Here is a 16888-nt window from a genome sequence, read left to right as displayed (position 1 = left end):
CCCAGCATAAGCTGGGTATCCGTTAGTGAATACATAGCTAACGGAGGCGAACCGGGAGAACTGAAACATCTAAGTACCCCGAGGAAAAGAAATCAACCGAGATTCCCTCAGTAGCGGCGAGCGAACGGGGATTAGCCCTTAAGCATCTTGGAAGTTAGTGGAACGGTCCTGGAAAGGCCGGCGATACAGGGTGATAGCCCCGTACACGAAAACAACCTTGATGTGAAATCGAGTAGGGCGGGACACGTGACATCCTGTCTGAACATGGGGGGACCATCCTCCAAGGCTAAATACTCCTGACTGACCGATAGTGAACCAGTACCGTGAGGGAAAGGCGAAAAGAACCCCTGTGAGGGGAGTGAAATAGAACCTGAAACCGTGTACGTACAAGCAGTGGGAGCCCTTCGGGGTGACTGCGTACCTTTTGTATAATGGGTCAGCGACTTACATTTTGTAGCGAGGTTAACCGTATAGGGGAGCCGTAGGGAAACCGAGTCTTAACTGGGCGTCTAGTTGCAAGGTGTAGACCCGAAACCGGGTGATCTAGCCATGGGCAGGTTGAAGGTTGAGTAACATCAACTGGAGGACCGAACCCACTAACGTTGCAAAGTTAGGGGATGACCTGTGGCTGGGGGTGAAAGGCCAATCAAACTCGGAGATAGCTGGTTCTCCCCGAAAGCTATTTAGGTAGCGCCTCGGACGAATACTACTGGGGGTAGAGCACTGTTTGGGCTAGGGGGTCATCCCGACTTACCAACCCCATGCAAACTCCGAATACCAGTAAGTAATATCCGGGAGACACACGGCGGGTGCTAACGTCCGTCGTGAAGAGGGAAACAACCCAGACCGCCGGCTAAGGTCCCAAAGTTCTGGTTAAGTGGGAAACGATGTGGGAAGGCTCAGACAGCTAGGATGTTGGCTTAGAAGCAGCCATCATTTAAAGAAAGCGTAATAGCTCACTAGTCGAGTCGGCCTGCGCGGAAGATGTAACGGGGCTCAAACCAGGCACCGAAGCCGCGGATTCACGCTAAGCGTGAGTGGTAGGGGAGCGTTCTGTAAGTCTGCGAAGGTGTATCGAGAGGTATGCTGGAGATATCAGAAGTGCGAATGCTGACGTAAGTAACGATAAAGGGGGTGAAAAGCCTCCTCGCCGGAAGACCAAGGGTTCCTGTCCAACGTTAATCGGGGCAGGGTGAGTCGACCCCTAAGGTGAGGCCGAAAGGCGTAATCGATGGGAAGCAGGTTAATATTCCTGCACGACTTGTAATTGCGATGGGGGGACGGAGAAGGCTAGGTGGGCCAGGCGACGGTTGTCCTGGTGAAAGTGCGTAGGTGGTGTTTCTAGGCAAATCCGGAGACACAACACTGAGACACGAGACGAACGCACTACGGTGCGGAAGCCATTGATGCCCTGCTTCCAGGAAAAGCCTCTAAGCTTCAGATTACAAGTCATCGTACCCCAAACCGACACAGGTGGTCGGGTAGAGAATACCAAGGCGCTTGAGAGAACTCGGGTGAAGGAACTAGGCAAAATAGAACCGTAACTTCGGGAGAAGGTTCGCTCTTGATGGTGAAGTCCCTTGCGGATGGAGCTGTCGGGAGTCGCAGTGACCAGATGGCTGGGACTGTTTATCAAAAACACAGCACTCTGCAAACACGAAAGTGGACGTATAGGGTGTGACACCTGCCCGGTGCCGGAAGGTTAATTGATGGGGTTAGCGCAAGCGAAGCTCTTGATCGAAGCCCCGGTAAACGGCGGCCGTAACTATAACGGTCCTAAGGTAGCGAAATTCCTTGTCGGGTAAGTTCCGACCTGCACGAATGGTGTAACCATGGCCATGCTGTCTCCACCCGAGACTCAGTGAAATCGAATTCGCCGTGAAGATGCGGTGTACCCGCGGCTAGACGGAAAGACCCCGTGAACCTTTACTACAGCTTGGCACTGAACATTGAACCTACATGTGTAGGATAGGTGGGAGGCTTTGAAGCGATGACGCCAGTTGTCGTGGAGCCGTCCTTGAAATACCACCCTTGTATGTTTGATGTTCTAACGCAGGGCCCTGAATCGGGCTCGCGGACAGTGCCTGGTGGGTAGTTTGACTGGGGCGGTCTCCTCCCAAAGAGTAACGGAGGAGCACGAAGGTTGGCTAATCCTGGTCGGACATCAGGAGGTTAGTGCAATGGCATAAGCCAGCTTAACTGCGAGACGGACAGGTCGAGCAGGTACGAAAGTAGGTCATAGTGATCCGGTGGTTCTGAATGGAAGGGCCATCGCTCAACGGATAAAAGGTACTCCGGGGATAACAGGCTGATACCGCCCAAGAGTTCATATCGACGGCGGTGTTTGGCACCTCGATGTCGGCTCATCACATCCTGGGGCTGAAGTCGGTCCCAAGGGTATGGCTGTTCGCCATTTAAAGTGGTACGCGAGCTGGGTTCAGAACGTCGTGAGACAGTTCGGTCCCTATCTGCCGTGGGCGTTGGATGATTGAAGGGAGTTGCTCCTAGTACGAGAGGACCGGAGTGAACGAACCTCTGGTGTTCGGGTTGTCACGCCAGTGGCACTGCCCGGTAGCTAAGTTCGGAATCGATAACCGCTGAAAGCATCTAAGCGGGAAGCGAGCCCTGAGATGAGTCATCCCTGACCCCTTGAGGGTCCTAAAGGGCCGTTGGAGACCACAACGTTGATAGGTGGGGTGTGTAAGCGCGGCGACGTGTTGAGCTAACCCATACTAATTACCCGTGAGGCTTAACCATACAACACCCAAGAAGTGTTTCTGGCCTTGTAGCAAGTGCATGAACTACTCAAATTCAGTGATAGCGACAGAGCACAGTAGCTAAGTCGTTATTCACGTCAGCTTTCTAGATTAAGAATTTGCCTGGCGGCCATAGCGCCGTGGAACCACCTGATCCCATGCCGAACTCAGAAGTGAAACGCGGTAGCGCCGATGGTAGTGTGGCATTCGCCATGCGAGAGTAGGACACTGCCAGGCACCTAATTTGAAGAAGCCCGCTCATCTGAGCGGGCTTTTTTATTGGCTGACATTTGGGGATTGGCAGATGTTTTGTCCAATCATGGCCTGTTTATCAGGCAACTACATCGTAAAGCCCTATCAACTTAGTCAAACAAACTGCCTTCTACGCCTCCGATTACCTGTCTCCTGCCTGTTTTTAGCGCCACACTACCGGACTACCGGACTACCGGACTACCGGACTACCGGACTACCGGACTACCGGACTACCGGACTACCGGACTACCGGACTACCGGACTACCGGACTACCGGACTACCGGACTACCGGACTACCGGACTACCGGACTACCGGACTACCGGACTACCGGACTACCGGACTACCGGACTTCTTTTCTCCGCATCTTCCCTCCACCTCCAACTGCAACGGCAAGGCGACTATGCCCTGCATTGATAATCACTATCGCGAGAGACGGGAGTGACAAGCGCGACGGGATCCATAGACTAGGTGTTTCATGCACAAGGAGCTGTCTATGTTGGGGATCCACGATCTGGCGTTGTTTATCGTATCGGGCTTGTTGCTGAACATGATGCCGGGACCGGACTCCCTGCTCATCATGCTGCGCAGCGGCTCTCAGGGCTGGCGAGCCGGCTCGGTGGCGGCGTTGGGGATAGGGACAGGCACCATGGTACACGTGCTGGCAGCGGCGCTGGGGCTGTCAGCCCTGCTCAGTGCCTCGGCCGAGCTGTTTGCCGTCATCAAGCTGACAGGGGCGCTCTACCTGGTCTATCTGGGGATTTCACTGCTCAGGCAAAAGGCGAGTACCGCAGTGGCAGGAGAGGGGTCAGTGGCGCTGCCCAGGCTCTCCTATGGGCGTATCTACCGGCAGGGGCTGCTGACCAATGTGCTCAACCCCAAGGTCGCGCTGTTTTTCCTCGCCTTCGTCCCCCAGTTCATCGATCCCGCCGCGCCGCAGAAGGCGCTGGCCTTCATCGTGCTGGGTTGCATTTTCAACCTCAACGGCATGATCTGGTGCCATCTGCTGGCCTTCTCCACCGCCTTTGCGAGCAGCAAGCTGCGCCTGCCAGCCCGGGTCGGGACCTGGCTCAACCGCGTGATGGGGGGCCTGTTTGTGGGTCTGGGGATCAAGCTGGCCGCCGAATGACGGCCATAGAAAAAGGCGTATCCCATCGCTGGGATACGCCTTCGTCTGCAACTGCAGCAGGAGACTGAAATCAGTTCATGCCGTAGCGCTTGAGTTTCTTGCGCAGGGTGCCACGGTTGATGCCCATCATCACGGCGGCGCGAGTCTGGTTGCCACGGGTGTACTGCATGATCACGTCCAGCATGGGGGCTTCGACTTCGGAGAGAACCATATCGTACAGATCAATCACTTCCTGACCGTTCAACTGGGCCAGGTAGTTACGCAGGGCCTGTTGCACAGAGTCACGCAGGGGGCGCTGGGTCGGCTCGGCGGCGTGATTGTGAGTAGTTGTTACCAATGCATCAGAAGTCAGGGTTTGTTCGAACATATTCGGTCGGCTCTTTAGTTATGCGTTAACCTAATCCATCGAAATACACTTCAAGTGCCGTCAGCTGTGCATCAGCACAATCCAGGGCATTGAAATGTTTACGGAATTCTCGGCCCGTCTCTTCTTCATCCAGATACCAGCCCACGTGTTTACGGGCAATGCGCGCTCCCAGATATGCACCGTAAAACTGGTGCAGGTTGGTAACATGCTCGTTCATCAGGGTGCGAACCTCTTCCCTGTCGGGAGGTGGCAGCTTGGTGCCCGTCTCAAGAAAATGACGGATTTCCCGGAAAATCCAGGGTCGTCCTTGCGCTGCACGGCCGATCATCACGGCGTCGACGCCGGTATAGTCGAGGACATACCGGGCCTTCTCCGGGCTGTCTATGTCGCCATTGGCGACAACAGGAATCGATACGGCCTGCTTAATCGCCCTGATAGTGTCGTACTCCGCTTCCCCCTTGTAGAGGCAGGCGCGGGTACGACCATGCACGGCAAGGGCCGCGATACCGCAATCTTCGGCGATTCGGGCGATCTCCTCGCCATTGCGGTTATCCGGATCCCATCCTGTGCGGATCTTCAAGGTGACAGGCACGTCCACTGCATCCACCACGGCCCGGCAGATGGTTCTGACCAGATCGGGTTGGCGCAGCAGGGCGGAACCTGCCAACTTCTTATTCACTTTTTTTGCCGGGCATCCCATGTTGATGTCGACGATCTGAGCGCCCTGCTCCACGTTGTAGCGGGCAGCAAACGCCATCATCTCGGGGTCAGCCCCGGCAATCTGGACCGATCGCAAGCCGCCTTCTGCAGAGTGATCCATTCTCATCCTGGTTTTCTGGGTATCCCAGACATCCGGGTTGGCCAGCAGCATCTCGGAAACGGCCATGCCGGCACCCAATCGCAAACAAAGTTCACGAAATGGTCGGTCTGTTACACCGGCCATGGGGGCCACAATCAGGGGAGTTTCAAGCGTGTGGGGACCTATCTGCATTACACGGTTACCATCGGCTTAGGGCGGCGTATATTACGCATTTTTTAGTCAGGAGAAAAGGTTAGTATTTGAGCGTCAGCCATTTTTTTCTGAAAAAAACGTCGCGCCAAGGCTTGCAAATTCAGGAGTGCTTGAAAATCAGAGATATTGTCTGGGACGATAGGTGGGGTCAAATGAGTGAGGGGTGTCACGATTTGTGAGTCTCCCTCCGCCATGGGTTTACGTTATGATAGCGAGCCTGAATCGAGCAAAGGCTCCACACAATTTCATTAAAAATAGAATTTGGGGATGTATGACGTCAAGGTTCATCAAATTGCTCAGTCCGTGCCTGCTGGGCGCCATGCTGGGCTCGGCTCAGGCCCAGACCGTCAGCTTCACCGAGGCCTGGAGCCGGGTCATCCAGCAGGATGATGGTCTGGCGGCGGAACAGGCGGGCGTGGAGCGGGTCGAGCAGCTGCGCGAGGCGGCCAAGGCCATGTATCTGCCCAAGGTGGATGTGGGGGCCAGCTATACCCACCTCGATCAGCCGATGGAACTGGACATGCTGGATCTCAATCCCATCGCCAACCACCCGGAGTTTGGCAAGGTGCTGGGGCCCGTGATGCAGGCGCTGAACCTCAGCCCGAGCGACTTCGTCACTCCCTTGACCAAACAGAACGTGGTCACCAGCTCGGTCAAGATGCTGTGGCCACTGTTCACCGGCGGGCGCATCGATGCGGCCCAGGACATTCGCCAGGCTCAGGTGAGCGAGGCGCAGCAGCTGCTGGTGCTCAAACAGCAGTCCACCTTCGAGAGCCTCTCCCAGACCTATTTCGGCGTGGTGCTGGCGGCGCAGGTGGTGCAGACCAAGCAGGAGATAGAGCAGGGGCTGGCCCATCACCTGGACCATGCCCAGAAGCTGGAGGCCCAGGGCCAGATCGCCAAGGTGGAGCGACTCTCCGCCCAGTCAGCCTATGACAGGGCGCGCATCGATACCCAGAAGGCGCGGCGCAGCCTGGAGATCGCCCAGCTGGCCCTCGGCCATATGCTCAAACTGAAGCAGGCGGAGCCCAATACCCGGCTGTTCATCAACTCAGGCATGCCGCAGCTCGATCCCTTCGTGCAGGAGACGCTGGCGGTGCACCCCGGCCTCAAGTTGCTGGCGGCCAAGAAGGAGCAGGCCCAGGGCATGATCAAGCTGGAGAAGGGCAAATATGCCCCCGAGCTGTTCCTGTTCGGTAATTACAACCTCTACGAGGATGACTCCATCGTCTCCAAGACCACGCCGGACTGGCTGGTCGGGGTGGGGGTCAGCATGCCGCTGGTGAGCCGTGACGGCCGCTCGGAGACGGTGCAGGCGGCCAAGAGCGCCGAGCTGCAGGTCAATCTGCTGCAGGCCAAGACCCGCCAGGATCTGGAGTTGCTGGTCGAGAAGACCTGGCGCGAGGCGGCTCAGGGGCTGGAGGAGTATCAGTCCCTCGCCTCCACCCAGGCGCTGGCGCAGGAGAACGTGCGGCTGCGGGACAAGGCGTTCGGCCAGGGGCTCTCCACCTCGCTGGACGTGGTGGATGCCCGGAATCAGCTGGCGGGGGTCAAGACCCAGCGCGCGGCCGCCGCCTATCAATACGTCATCTCCCTGGCCCGATTGCTGGCACTCTCCGGTCAGATGAACAGTTTCAATCAATACCAGCATGGTCAGGCCATCGAGGTGAATTCATGAGCCCTGCGTTGTTGCTCCTACATTGTGTTTCGACCGCCAAGGGTCGCCCGTTTGCCGAGGTGAATGCATGAGTCACTCCCCCATAAAGAAGAAGATGAGCCGAGGCAAGCCGCTGTGGCTGGCCCTGCCGCTGGTGTTGCTGGTCATCTGGCTGGGCTGGCGCTTCTGGCTCGCCTATCAGCCGGAGCCGGTACGGCTGCAAGGGCAGATAGAGGCGCAGCAATACACCGTCTCCTCCAAGGTGGCGGGGCGCATCGATGAGGTGCTGGTGAAGAAGGGGGATCAGCTGAGCAAGGGGCAGCTCGCCTTCACCCTGGCGAGCCCGGAGATCGAGGCCAAGCTGAGTCAGGCCAAGGCGGGTCAGGCGGCGGCTGGCGCCCTGGCGCAAGAGGCCGAGAAGGGGGCGCGGGCCCAGCAGATCGCGGCGGCAAAAGATCAGTGGCAACAGGCCAAGGCGGCGGCCCTGCTCCATGGCAAGACCTATGCCCGCATCGCCAACCTGCACCGTGACGGCGTCATGCCCCTGCAGAAGCGAGACGAGGCCTGGACCGCCTGGCAGGCGGCCAAGTACAGCGAAGGCATGGCCTGGCAGCAATATCAGATGACCCTTGAAGGGGCGCGGGAGGAGACCAAGGTGGCGGCCCGGGAGCAGGCCAAGATGGCGGCAGGCTCAGTGGCCGAGGTGGAGGCTTATCTCGCCGATACCCGCATTGTCACTCCGCACGCCGGTGAAGTGGCTCAGGTGCTGCTGCGCAGTGGCGAACTGGCTCCCCAGGGCTTCCCCGTGGTGACCCTGCTCGACATGGAGGATGCCTGGGCCCAGTTCCACATCCGTGAGGATCTGTTGCCCCGCTTCCCGGTGGGCACCGAGTTCGACGCCCGCATTCCCGGCCTTGGGGATCAGCTGATCCGCTTCAAGGTAAGCCATGTCGCGGCCATGGGCGACTTTGCCACCTGGCGCGCCACCGATACCCGTCAGGGCTTCGACATGAAGAGCTTCCAGGTGGAGGCCCGTCCCCTGCAAGCGGTTGAGGGGCTGCGGGTCGGCATGAGCGTACTGGTCGAGCTTTGATGAACAGCGAGTGGCGACGACTGTGGCAGGATCCCTTCGGGCGGGCGCTGGCGAGCTGGCTCCCGCTGCTGCTGATCGGGATCCTGTGCTGGATCTTCTCGGCGGGGCTTGCACGGGATCTCAAGATAGGTCTGGTGGATCTGGACAGGAGTGCGCTCTCCCGCCAGCTGGCGTTCTCGCTGGATGGTTCGAGCGGGCTTAAGGTCAGCGACCAGTTCGACTCCATCGACGAGGGAGCCAGAGCGCTGCGAGGGGGGAGTATCTACGCCCTGGTGGTGATCCCCGCCCATCTGGAGCGGGACGCTCGGGAAGGCAGCCAACCTCAGGTCACCGTGCTCAACAACGGCCAGTTCATCCTCATCGCCAAGCTGGTGAGCTCGGCCCTGGCCCAGGTGGTCGGCACCCTCAACGGTCAGGTCGGCGTATTGGCGGCCATGGCGGATGGCAAGGCGCTGCCCGGCGCGCTGGGACAGTCTCTGCCCATCACCAGCCAGATCACGGCGCTCTACAACCTCAACTCCAGCTACGCCCAGTTCCTGCTGAGTGCTCTGCTGCCCGCGGTGTGGCAGATCCTGGTGGTGCTCTACGGTTTGAATGCACTGGCACGGCTAGACCGGCTCGGCCTGAACTGGGCCCGTGAAGGGGTCTGGAAGGGCCTGTGGCGCATTTTGTTGCCTCACGTGCTCATCGGCTGGGCTTGGGGGCTGGGGTGGAGTCTGCTGCTGTTTATGGCGTTTGGCTATCCCATGCAGGGTAGTTGGCTGATCCTGACGCTTGGGCTTGGGTTGGCATCGGCCGCCTGCGTCAGCATGGGGGCCTTCTTCTACGCCCTGTTGCGGGATCCGGCGCGGGCGCTGTCGATAGCGGGGGCTTACACCGCACCGGGCTTTGCCTTCATGGGAGTCACCTTCCCGGTCAGTGCCATGGGGGATCTTGCCCAGTTCTGGCGCAGCCTGTTGCCGATCTCCCATTACGTCGAACTACAGATAGGGCAGACCAACTACGGTCTGCCGCTCGGGGCGACCCTGCCCCAGTTCGGCGCCCTGTTGCTGTTCCTGCTGCCCCTGCTCGTGGTGGTGCGCCGTTATCGACCGCAGACGACCCTGGGCCCCGGGGCCGGGGAGGCCAAATCATGATGGGCTTCTGGGATCTGCTGCGCCTCGAGCTGCGCAGTCTGCTGACGGACAGGGCCATCATGCTGACCCTGTTTGGTGGCGTCTTTTTCTACTCCTTCCTCTATCCCCAGCCTTACCTGAATCAATTGCCGCGGGAAGAGGCGGTGGTGGTGGTCAATGACGATGGCAGCCAGCTCTCCCGCCAGCTGGAGTTCATGGCCGATGCCACGCCCCAGGTCAGACTGGTGGCGCGGGTCGCCAGCCTGGACGAGGCTCGCCACTGGCTGCTGACCGGCAAGGCGAGCGGCATCTTGCACATCCCCCGCCACTTCTATCGGAACCTGATGCTGGGCCGTAGTGTGACCTTGAGCTATGCGGGGGACGCCTCCTACTTCCTGGTGTACGGCACCATCGCCGAGGGGTTGGCCCAGGCGGGCGGCACCCTGGCCGCTCAGGTGAAGGTGGCGCGCCTGCTGAGCCACGGGGAGGCGCTGCCCCAGGCGGCCGTGGGCTGGAATGCGGTGGGCCTCAACGTGCTGCCGGTGTTCAACCCCTCCATGGGGTATGTGAACTACGTGGTGCCTGCGGTGTTCGTGCTGATCCTGCATCAGGTGCTGCTGATGGGGGCCGGCATCCTGGGGGCGACCCAGAACCAGCTCAGCCGCCGTGGCGAACGTGGCTATTGGCAGCAGGCGCCCGTCTGGGCCTTGCTGCTGGCCAGAACCCTGGTGCTGGGGGGGATCTTCGTGCTGCCCGTGACCTACTTCTTCGGCTTCTGCTTCGATTACTACGGCATAGCGCGCAGCGCCGAGCCGGGAGCGCTCTGGCTGTTCACCCTGCCGTTCCTGCTGGCGACCACCTGGCTCGGCATCGTACTGGGGGCGCTGTTTACCCGCCGGGATCTGCCAACCCAGGTGGTGCTGGTCTCCTCCCTGCCGCTGGTGTTCCTTGCCGGTTTTATCTGGCCCCTCGAGCTCATCCCTGCGCCGCTCAACTGGCTGTCCCAGTGGGTGCCGAGTACCCCGGCCATCGAGGGTTTCCTGCGCCTGAACCAGATGGGGGCCGCGTTCTCCCAGGTCTCTGGCTACTGGTGGCAGCTGTGGGGGCTGGCCCTGTTCAACGGTCTGCTCGCCATCCTCTTGCTGGCCTGGCGCCAGCGTCAGGGCACCGAACCCGATATGAAAACGGTCAGCGAAAGCTGACCGTTTTTCAAAGATCCGGCACCCGAATGGCGGCTTAACTGCGTTGCAGACCGGGCTCCCCGATGGCGTAGATCTGGCCGAGGGCTAGCTGGTCGGTGAGCAGTTGCAAACCCTGCAGCGCCACGTCCTGGCGCCTGACCAGACCGTGCACCTCCTGCCCCTGGCTGAGCACTGCCTTGCCGGTCGCGTCCCCATCCTGCAGGCCGGCTGGCCGCAATATGGTCCATTCGAGTTCGCTTGTCTGCAGCCAGCTCTCCGCCAGACTCTTCAGCCGCACCTCGTGACCGAAGGCCTCCCGCGCCCGCTCGGGCAAGTATTGCCAGCTGTCGCCGCAGCCGAGGGACGTGACCAGCAGCAGGCGCTTGAGTCCGGCCTGCTCCATGGCGTCGATCACCTGGCGGTTGCCCTGATAATCCACGGGTTGCTGCTGACGGAAGCTGCCCAGGGTGGAGACCACCCGGGCCTCGCTGCCAGCCAGTTGGCAGGCTGCGGCCACGGCGGCCGAGTCCAGGGCATCCCCCTGCACCGTCTCGGCCCCCAGGGATTGCAGCTCGGCGGCCATGTCGGGGCTGCGTACCAGGGCGACGACCCTGTGGCCTTGGCGCAATGCCTGCTCGGTGAAGGCGCGGCCCAGCCCGCGGCTGGCTCCGAAGATGAGAATGGTCGGCATGAGAGAGTCCCCTTGAAGAAAAGGGGTAGCCTAGGGCCTGGAAGAGGGGATGTAAATGAGAGTTGTTTTTATCTGTGAAGGGAAAGCAGAAAAGCAAGGGGCCGACGTCGGTGACGTCGGCCCGCAGGGTCAGCCGTTGTAGTGGCCGATGCTGGGGCGGCGACTGGGGCCACTCAGGTGGATATCCACCGGGTTGAAGGCCTTGATCGCCTCGAAGCTGAAGTCCCCGATGGCCTGATGCAGGCTCTGGGGGCTGTGGTTGGTGATGATGATGACGCTCTTTGACAGGTTGCGACGGCGGCGCAACAGGTGGCCGAGGAAGCTGGACTGGCTCTCCGCCATCTTGGCGCGGTTGGCGGCCACTTCGTCGATGATCAGCAAATCAACCTCTTCCAGGGCGCGGCGGTACTGGTTGCGCTCCTCCTGATCCTGGATGACGTTGAAGAACAACCGATCCACGATGGAGGCCCACTGCTGGAAGATCACCGATTTCTGGTGACGTTCGATCAACTCGTGAGCGACGGCTCCCGCCAGGGTCGACTTGCCGGTGCCGTAGTCCCCGTAGATGAGCATGCAGCCGCCGCCGCTCTTCTCCCAGTGCTCGAAGCCGCTGATGAAGTAGCGGGCGGTCTCGATGGGGTATTGCAGCGCCGGATCGGTGGCATCCATCTTGTCGAAGATCCAGTCAGGGTTGAGATCGGCCTGGGCGATCAGCTTCAGGATCCGCTCCTGGCGCGCCGCCTTCTGCAGCTCGCGTACTTCCTCGTTCGCCTTGGCGTCGTACTCCTTGCGCAGGGTCTCGTAATCGTACTGGCTGCCGCCGGTCTGGGCCTGCAGGCGGCGGATGCGCTCCAGCAGGCCACCCACATGCTGGCTCAACTCGGGATCGTGCACGCGCTGATCCTGTTTGGCTCTGGCTATCTTCTTGCGTCTGGCCTCGATCTCTTCCAGCTCCTGGCGCAGGGGATCTTGCGGGTCTGTCATGAATGGCTCCTTCTGCGAGGGAAAGGGTAAAGGGCGGACAAGGGTGTGACCGATGGTGCGGCCAATAGTGCCTGCTGCCGATGCTTGGGATCAATCATTATCCGGCTCCTGGGCCAGGCGCTTGGCGGTTTCTATCATCTCCTGTGCCCGTCTGCTCGGGCCGGATTCCACCGGGGGCGGGCTGACCTGCTGATAGCCCTTGATCTCCATCGGCTGGCGGCGGGCGTAACGGCGGCTCTTCAGGGTACGGATGAATTTGAGCATCCACTGGTGCTGGGAGTCGAACACCTCGGGGCGGCCCAGCCAGTAGGCGATGAACTCCCCGAGATCTTCCTCGCTGTAGCTGGCGTCGATCACGCCGCACAGCCGGGCGAGGGCGGGCAGCTCCTCATCCGGGCGCCACTGCAGGTGCATCTGGAACGGCCGCTCCGGCAGCGGGCTGCGCACGCGCTGACTCAGCAGGGGCAGCAGGAAGGGGCACTGATGATAGTGCTCACTGTCGCCATGGGCCTCGACTTGCAACAATTCTGCTTCCATCAGTTCATCCAGCAGCTCAGTCAGCTGTCTGGCATTGACCTGATAGCAGAAACCGCTGGGATCGCCCGGATCGACCACCGCCAGCGCGCGCCCGAGCTCCGGGTAGTTGAGCCGGGTCTGCCGGTTTTCCAGCACCAGCCGACGCAGTTGCAGGGTATAGAGGCTGCGGGCCGGATGGGACAACCTGGGATGGGCGAGGGCGCTGTATTCGGCTGGGGTCATGGTCTGCTTCACAATCGGGAATGAGAGCATTATCCCTCATGGTGTGGCTGCATACAATTCGTGGTGCCAGGGCTGGCAATACCTCTGGGCACCAAAAAATATTGATGAAATAGTCAGTCTATTTCAACCAGTTGGGCCGGGCATCGGCAGATTCATGACGCGCAATTGCATCCTTGGGTGGCGATATAGACCCCACATGATCTAGGCTTAATATCCAACTAACACGCTGACTAATAAGAGCTTTGTCAAGATGTCAAAAGCCGGACTACGGATCTTGGTGGTAGAGGATGAGGCGGTTTTTCGCCACTCCTTGGTCACTTATCTCGAGCATGAGGGGGCCTGTGTCTTTCAGGCCGAAGATGGCATTGAAGGGCTCTCCGCCGCCGCCCTTTATCACCCCGACATCGTGCTCTGCGATCTCAACATGCCCAATATGGATGGCCACGAAGTGATAGCCTGCCTCGCCGCTCGCTATCCCGAGGTGCCCGTCATCGTCATCTCCGGTCAGGACAAGATGGCCGCCATCGAGCGGGCGCTGCGGGCCGGGGCGAAGGATTTCTTCATCAAGCCGGTCTCCGACTATGACCAGATCCGGCGCAGCATCGACCAGTGTCTGGCGGGCGTCGGGCATCAGAGCCAGCAGCTCGAGCTGATGGAGCACATGGACTTCTTCCGTGCCCACGACAGAGCCTCCAGCCGTCTGCTGGCCTGGCTGGCCCCCCCAGGTCTGCAGGAGTGGGGCCCCTGGCAGGTGACCTTCGCCGGCATGGGCAACCTCTTCATCCCCGATACCTTCAAGCTGGATGACAAGCTGCTGGTGCTGGTGATGGAGCTGCCCCTCCTTGGCATGGATGCGGCCTTCTGCAGCGCACTGGTGCGCTCCCTGATGAACGGGCCCTACCGCCAATACCAGCAGCAGGAGAGTCTGCTGCTGACCCAGCCCCATCGCCTGCTGGATTACCTCAATCTGCAACTGCTGGAGTCGGGGTTGCGCCACTCCTTCTCCATGGCCGCCCTGCTGTTTGATCAGGAGGATGGTCTGGTGTTTGCCAATGCCGGTCTCACCTCGCCGCGCTGGTTGATGCGCTCGGGGGGCTTGCCCCTGGGGCTGATGCGCAGCAGCCGGTACAGCCTGCACAAACGCAGCTGGCACGAGCCATTCGAACTGCAGTTTCGCAGTGACAGCGGCAGCGCGTTGAAGATGCAGGTGCGTCATCACTGAGATCGCGAGCAATAAGCCGGAAAGCAAAGAGGGCGCCCAATGGGCGCCCTCTTTGTTGCTGCATCCTGACCGATCAGACGGTGGCGGATTGCAGTTTCTTGTCGCTGTCGTCGGCGGCTTTGGCCGGGCCTTCGGCACCGTGCATCCAGTAGACCAGGCGATTGGCCATGGTCAGCAGGATCAGGGCGCTGATCACCGCGGCCAGTGCGATACCACCGAAGATGGCCATGGCGCCGGACTCGCCTACGAAGGAGCCGATGAAGCCGGCGGCATAGTTGGCCAGGGCCACGAAGCCGAACCAGGCACCCATCATCAGGGAGGCCAGGCGCAGCGGAGCCAGCTTGGTCACCATGGAGAGCCCGATGGGGGAGAGGCAGAGCTCGCCCAGGGTGTGGAACAGGTAGGCACCGACCAGCCAGAACATGGAGGTCTTGACGGCCTGATCACCACCTTGCTCCAGCACGGCACCGATCATGAACAGGAAGCCGACGGCCAGGAACAGCAGACCCATGGCGAATTTCACCGGGGAGTTCGGCTCTTTCTTGCCGAGCTTGATCCAGATGGCCGCCACGATCGGGGCGAGGGTGATGATGAAGAAGGGGTTCAGGGACTGGAACCAGGCGGTCGGCACTTCGAAGCTGCCGATCATGCGGTCGGTATATTCCTGTGCGTACAGGTTCATCAGGCCACCAGCCTGCTCGAAACCGGCCCAGAAGATGATGGTGAACAGACCCAGCACCAGGATGACCTTGATGCGATCCACTTCCTGCTTGGTCAGCGGAGCCTTCTGCTCCTTGGAACGTTGCTCGGCGGCGCGCTGGGCGGCCGGTACACGGCCGATGTCACCCAGGAAACGCTGGGCCATGGTGGCTTGCACCACCAGGGAGAGCAGCATGCCGATACCGGCGCTGACGAAGGCTGCTTGCCAGCCGTAGGCGGTGGCGGCAGCGCCACAGATCACGCCAGCCAGCAGGGAGCCGAGGTTGATGCCCATGTAGAAGATGGTGAAGGCACCGTCGCGGCGATGATCCCCTTCCTTGTATAGGTCACCCACCATGGTGGAGATGTTCGGCTTGAACAGACCGTTACCCAGGATCAGCAGACCGAGGCCCGCGTAGAAGACGGTGTTGACCATGTCCGGGAACATGGTGTGGGGCAGGGCCAGGGTGAACTGGCCGGCCGCCATCAGTATGGCGCCAAACAGGATGGCGCGACGTTGACCGAGGAAGGTATCCGCCAGCCAGCCGCCGATGATGGGGGTGATGTAGACCAGGCCGGTGTAGATGCCGTACAGCTTGAGCGCATCGGCTTGTGTCCAGCCCATGCCGCCATTGGCAGTCATGTCGGTCAGATAGAGGACGAGCACGGCACGCATGCCGTAATAGGAGAATCTCTCCCACAGTTCGGTACTAAAGAGCAAAAAAAGCCCTTTAGGGTGACCTAAAAAGGTCCCTTTGGACGGGTTATTCATTGGAACTTCCACCTGTGTCTTATATTTTTTTAGAAATTTTATGCAAGGGCTAGGAACAAGCCATCTTTCTTATAAAACAAGCGGAATCGAATTACAACGAGCGTTTTTGACGTTATTTTATCTATCGATGGTTGATTTTTTGTTTAAAAAATGAAAAAAGGGCATCGAATGATGCCCAGTTTTTTATTCTGTATATTGTGCAAATATTCAGCGATTACAACTCTTTGGCAAATTGTTTCAGCCAGCTGGTGAACTCCTTGCCGAGCTCCTTGTGGCGGCTGGCATATTCCACATTGGCCTTCATATAACCAAACTTGCTGCCGCAATCGTGGCTGCGGCCCTTCATGAAGTAGGCGTTGACCTGCTCCTTCTCCATCAGCATGGCGATGGCGTCGGTCAGCTGGATCTCGTCCCCGGCGCCGGCCGGCGTTTTCTCCAGCAGGGGCCAGATGTTGGCAGACAGCACGTAGCGGCCGACCACGGCGAGGTTGGAGGGAGCCTCGTCACGGGGGGGCTTCTCGACGATGGCCTGCATCGGCAGTGACATGCCGGCGGTCAGTGCCTCGCCCTTGATGTCGGCGATGCCGTATTTGTCCACATCCTGCTCGGGCACGGCTTCCACCATGATCTGGCTGATCTGATCGTCTTCGAACAGATGCACCATCTCGGCCAGGTTGTCCTGCTTGAGATCGCTGGCCACCTCGTCGATCAGTACGTCCGGCAGCAGCACCGCAAAGGGTTGATCGCCGATCAGCGGGCGGGCGCAGAGCACCGCATGGCCCAGACCCTTGGCCTCACCCTGGCGCACGTGCATGATGGTCACGTCTTTGGGGCAGATATGTTGCACCTCTTCCAGCAGCTGACGCTTGACCCGCTTCTCCAGAGTCGCCTCCAGTTCGAAACTCTTGTCGAAGTGGTTCTCGATGGAGTTCTTGCTGGAGTGGGTCACCAGGATGATCTCCTTGATGCCGGCGGCGATGGCCTCACGCACCACGTACTGGATCAGTGGCTTGTCGACCACCGGCAGCATCTCCTTGGGAATGGCCTTGGTAGCGGGCAGCATGCGAGTGCCCAGACCGGCGACGGGGAGAACGGCCTTGCGAACAACGAGAGGGGTCTTTTTCATGGAAGTGAGTCCGAAGATACTAAGTGGGCTCATGATACCCGAAGAAAAATAGGGCAGCCACTGGCTGCCCACAG

General features: G+C 59.9%; 13 protein-coding genes and 2 rRNA genes (1 of these 15 running past the window's edge). 8 read left to right on the top strand and 7 right to left on the bottom strand.

The features are described 5' to 3' along the window. The 3 genes from ABNP46_RS17160 to ABNP46_RS17150 form a co-directional block, all read left to right on the top strand. Positions 1 to 2757 (top strand): 23S ribosomal RNA (locus ABNP46_RS17160); it begins 132 nt to the left of the window's first position. A 121-nt stretch (positions 2758 to 2878) separates the two neighbouring features. Beyond that, positions 2879 to 2993 (top strand): 5S ribosomal RNA (gene rrf, locus ABNP46_RS17155). Between the two features lie 510 nt (positions 2994 to 3503). Then, positions 3504 to 4136: a LysE family translocator gene (locus ABNP46_RS17150; protein WP_349919443.1), complete on the top strand. Its 633-nt coding sequence runs from the start codon at positions 3504 to 3506 to the stop codon at positions 4134 to 4136. A gap of 70 nt (positions 4137 to 4206) precedes the next feature. Here ABNP46_RS17150 and fis read toward each other — a convergent pair whose 3' ends face one another. Next, the gene (gene fis / locus ABNP46_RS17145) at positions 4207 to 4503 is read right to left on the bottom strand and encodes a DNA-binding transcriptional regulator Fis (RefSeq protein ID WP_005309538.1); all 297 of its coding nucleotides are present in this window, start codon (positions 4501 to 4503) and stop codon (positions 4207 to 4209) included. A gap of 25 nt (positions 4504 to 4528) precedes the next feature. Continuing rightward, complete coding sequence (dusB, locus tag ABNP46_RS17140) at positions 4529 to 5494, bottom strand: tRNA dihydrouridine synthase DusB (RefSeq protein ID WP_349919442.1); 966 nt, start codon at positions 5492 to 5494, stop codon at positions 4529 to 4531. A gap of 292 nt (positions 5495 to 5786) precedes the next feature. Between dusB and ABNP46_RS17135 the strand changes: the two genes are divergently transcribed. The 4 genes from ABNP46_RS17135 (at position 5787) to ABNP46_RS17120 (ending at position 10582) form a co-directional block, all read left to right on the top strand. Then, positions 5787 to 7193: a TolC family protein gene (locus ABNP46_RS17135; protein WP_349919440.1), complete on the top strand. Its 1407-nt coding sequence runs from the start codon at positions 5787 to 5789 to the stop codon at positions 7191 to 7193. 67 nt (positions 7194 to 7260) lie between these two features. Further along, positions 7261 to 8265 (top strand): HlyD family secretion protein, encoded by a 1005-nt coding sequence (locus ABNP46_RS17130; protein WP_349919438.1) that lies wholly within the window; start codon positions 7261 to 7263, stop codon positions 8263 to 8265. Beyond that, on the top strand, positions 8265 to 9401 hold the full coding sequence (locus tag ABNP46_RS17125) for an ABC transporter permease (protein ID WP_349919437.1): 1137 nt from the start codon (positions 8265 to 8267) through the stop codon (positions 9399 to 9401). The genes ABNP46_RS17130 and ABNP46_RS17125 overlap by 1 nt, the downstream gene beginning before the upstream one ends. After that, positions 9398 to 10582, top strand: coding sequence for an ABC transporter permease (locus ABNP46_RS17120; protein ID WP_349919436.1), 1185 nt, complete (start codon positions 9398 to 9400; stop codon positions 10580 to 10582). The genes ABNP46_RS17125 and ABNP46_RS17120 overlap by 4 nt, the downstream gene beginning before the upstream one ends. 34 nt (positions 10583 to 10616) lie before the next feature. Here the strand turns inward: ABNP46_RS17120 and ABNP46_RS17115 are convergent, their stop codons facing one another. The 3 genes from ABNP46_RS17115 to ABNP46_RS17105 form a co-directional block, all read right to left on the bottom strand. Next, entirely contained in the window at positions 10617 to 11252 is a 636-nt protein-coding gene (locus ABNP46_RS17115) for an SDR family oxidoreductase (RefSeq protein WP_349919435.1), read from the bottom strand. 129 nt (positions 11253 to 11381) lie between these two features. Next, complete coding sequence (locus ABNP46_RS17110; protein ID WP_349919434.1) at positions 11382 to 12236, bottom strand: DnaA ATPase domain-containing protein; 855 nt, start codon at positions 12234 to 12236, stop codon at positions 11382 to 11384. Between the two features lie 90 nt (positions 12237 to 12326). Continuing rightward, the gene (locus tag ABNP46_RS17105) at positions 12327 to 12995 is read right to left on the bottom strand and encodes a DnaT-like ssDNA-binding domain-containing protein (RefSeq protein ID WP_349919433.1); all 669 of its coding nucleotides are present in this window, start codon (positions 12993 to 12995) and stop codon (positions 12327 to 12329) included. A 250-nt stretch (positions 12996 to 13245) separates the two neighbouring features. Here ABNP46_RS17105 and ABNP46_RS17100 point away from each other — a divergent pair, with 250 nt between their 5' ends. After that, complete coding sequence (locus ABNP46_RS17100) at positions 13246 to 14217, top strand: response regulator (RefSeq protein WP_349919432.1); 972 nt, start codon at positions 13246 to 13248, stop codon at positions 14215 to 14217. A 73-nt stretch (positions 14218 to 14290) separates the two neighbouring features. Here ABNP46_RS17100 and ABNP46_RS17095 read toward each other — a convergent pair whose 3' ends face one another. Then, entirely contained in the window at positions 14291 to 15688 is a 1398-nt protein-coding gene (locus ABNP46_RS17095; RefSeq protein ID WP_349919430.1) for a peptide MFS transporter, read from the bottom strand. Between the two features lie 214 nt (positions 15689 to 15902). Then, a complete protein-coding gene (galU, locus tag ABNP46_RS17090; RefSeq protein WP_349919429.1) occupies positions 15903 to 16814 on the bottom strand; it encodes a UTP--glucose-1-phosphate uridylyltransferase GalU in 912 nt (303 codons plus the stop codon). Positions 16815 to 16888 lie beyond the last annotated feature (74 nt).

Source organism: Aeromonas veronii (genome assembly GCF_040215105.1).
Taxonomy (GTDB): domain Bacteria; phylum Pseudomonadota; class Gammaproteobacteria; order Enterobacterales; family Aeromonadaceae; genus Aeromonas; species Aeromonas veronii_G.
The sequence above is the reverse complement of the archived record's forward strand: the minus strand, read 5'-3'. Positions and strand labels throughout refer to the sequence as shown.